This is a genomic window from Sinomonas susongensis, assembly GCF_005877005.1.
In the GTDB taxonomy this organism is placed as follows: domain Bacteria; phylum Actinomycetota; class Actinomycetes; order Actinomycetales; family Micrococcaceae; genus Sinomonas; species Sinomonas susongensis.
Genome location: NZ_SSNH01000028.1, coordinates 1 through 2,257, shown reverse-complemented (window position 1 = coordinate 2,257; position 2,257 = coordinate 1). Strand labels below are relative to the sequence as shown.

Here is a 2,257-nt window from a genome sequence, read left to right as displayed (position 1 = left end):
CCCGCAACGGCACCCCGCACAACGCAGGGAAACCACCACAAGGGGCCCGGACGGCCACGACGGCACCGCAAGATGCTCGCGTCCACTATACAGTTCTCAAACAACAACCCCCTCCGCCCCCACGCGCAGGCCCCAACGGGCCCCCACCGGGAACGGGAGGAACAGATCCGGGACTGCTGCCCCAGGACCCAACAGCGTGCCACACCCCCACAGCAGGCCAACCCGCACACCCCCCACCGCACGAACACGGCAGCGAAAGGCACACGAGCACCCGCCACAGGACCGGCCCGGACCCCCCGGCACCGCAGCCGCTTTCCAGCACCACCCCGGCACACCCACCCCCAACGGGGAAGGCACACCACGGCAGCACGTACTCGCACCACAGCACCAACAGGCACCAGGCCATCCGATCCGATGTTCCACCCACGAGCACCCGCCGCAGGACCCACGCCTGCGAAACGGGCTCTCCATGCCCGCACCCGCCAGGACCCGCCCACCACGCACCAGGCGCAGCAGCACAGGACCCCCGGGCAACGGGGGAGGCTCCTTAGAAAGGAGGTGATCCAGCCGCACCTTCCGGTACGGCTACCTTGTTACGACTTAGTCCCAATCGCCAGTCCCACCTTCGACGGCTCCCTCCCACAGGGGGTTGGGCCACCGGCTTCGGGTGTTACCGACTTTCGTGACTTGACGGGCGGTGTGTACAAGGCCCGGGAACGTATTCACCGCAGCGTTGCTGATCTGCGATTACTAGCGACTCCGACTTCATGGGGTCGAGTTGCAGACCCCAATCCGAACTGAGACCGGCTTTCTGGGATTGGCTCAGCCTCACAGCATCGCAACCCTTTGTACCGGCCATTGTAGCATGCGTGAAGCCCAAGGCATAAGGGGCATGATGATTTGACGTCGTCCCCACCTTCCTCCGAGTTGACCCCGGCAGTCTCCCATGAGTCCCCACCCGAAGTGCTGGCAACATGGAACGAGGGTTGCGCTCGTTGCGGGACTTAACCCAACATCTCACGACACGAGCTGACGACAACCATGCACCACCTGTGAACCGGCCCCGAAGGGAAGCCCCATCTCTGGAGCGGTCCGGCCCATGTCAAGCCTTGGTAAGGTTCTTCGCGTTGCATCGAATTAATCCGCATGCTCCGCCGCTTGTGCGGGCCCCCGTCAATTCCTTTGAGTTTTAGCCTTGCGGCCGTACTCCCCAGGCGGGGCACTTAATGCGTTAGCTGCGGCGCGGAGGACGTGGAATGCCCCCCACACCTAGTGCCCAACGTTTACGGCGTGGACTACCAGGGTATCTAATCCTGTTCGCTCCCCACGCTTTCGCTCCTCAGCGTCAGTTACAGCCCAGAGACCTGCCTTCGCCATCGGTGTTCCTCCTGATATCTGCGCATTTCACCGCTACACCAGGAATTCCAGTCTCCCCTACTGCACTCCAGCCTGCCCGTACCCACTGCAGACCCGGGGTTGAGCCCCGGGCTTTCACAGCAGACGCGACAAACCGCCTACGAGCTCTTTACGCCCAATAATTCCGGATAACGCTCGCGCCCTACGTATTACCGCGGCTGCTGGCACGTAGTTAGCCGGCGCTTCTTCCGCGGGTACCCTCACCCCGAAGGGCTTGTTCCCCGCCGAAAGGGGTTTACAACCCGAAGGCCGTCATCCCCCACGCGGCGTCGCTGCATCAGGCTTGCGCCCATTGTGCAATATTCCCCACTGCTGCCTCCCGTAGGAGTCTGGGCCGTGTCTCAGTCCCAGTGTGGCCGGTCACCCTCTCAGGCCGGCTACCCGTCGTCGCCTTGGTAGGCCATCACCCCACCAACAAGCTGATAGGCCGCGAGCCCATCCAAGACCGCACAAGGCTTTCCAGCCCCCACCATGCGGCAGGGACCGGGCATCCGGTATTAGACCCAGTTTCCCAGGCTTATCCCAGAGTCAAGGGCAGGTTGCTCACGTGTTACTCACCCGTTCGCCACTAATCCACCCCGAAGGGCTTCATCGTCCGACTTGCATGTGTTAAGCACGCCGCCAGCGTTCATCCTGAGCCAGGATCAAACTCTCCGTCAAAAACAAAAAGCAAAACAGGCAGCCAGCACGCCCGGAAAAGACGCGCAAAAACCACCCGATCCCAGCCAAAAAACCCAGCCCACACCACCACAACGGCAGCACAGGCCAGACAATCCAGCCATTCAAAAAAACGGCATCGAATCAAACATGGCACACTATTGAGTTCTCAAACAACAGGCCC

General features: G+C 62.0%; 1 rRNA gene. It reads right to left on the bottom strand.

What is annotated here, in order from left to right:
• Positions 1-551: 551 nt before the first annotated feature.
• Positions 552-2,076: ribosomal RNA gene (locus E6A21_RS17680) — 16S ribosomal RNA — on the bottom strand.
• Between the last annotated feature and the right edge of the window lie 181 nt (positions 2,077-2,257).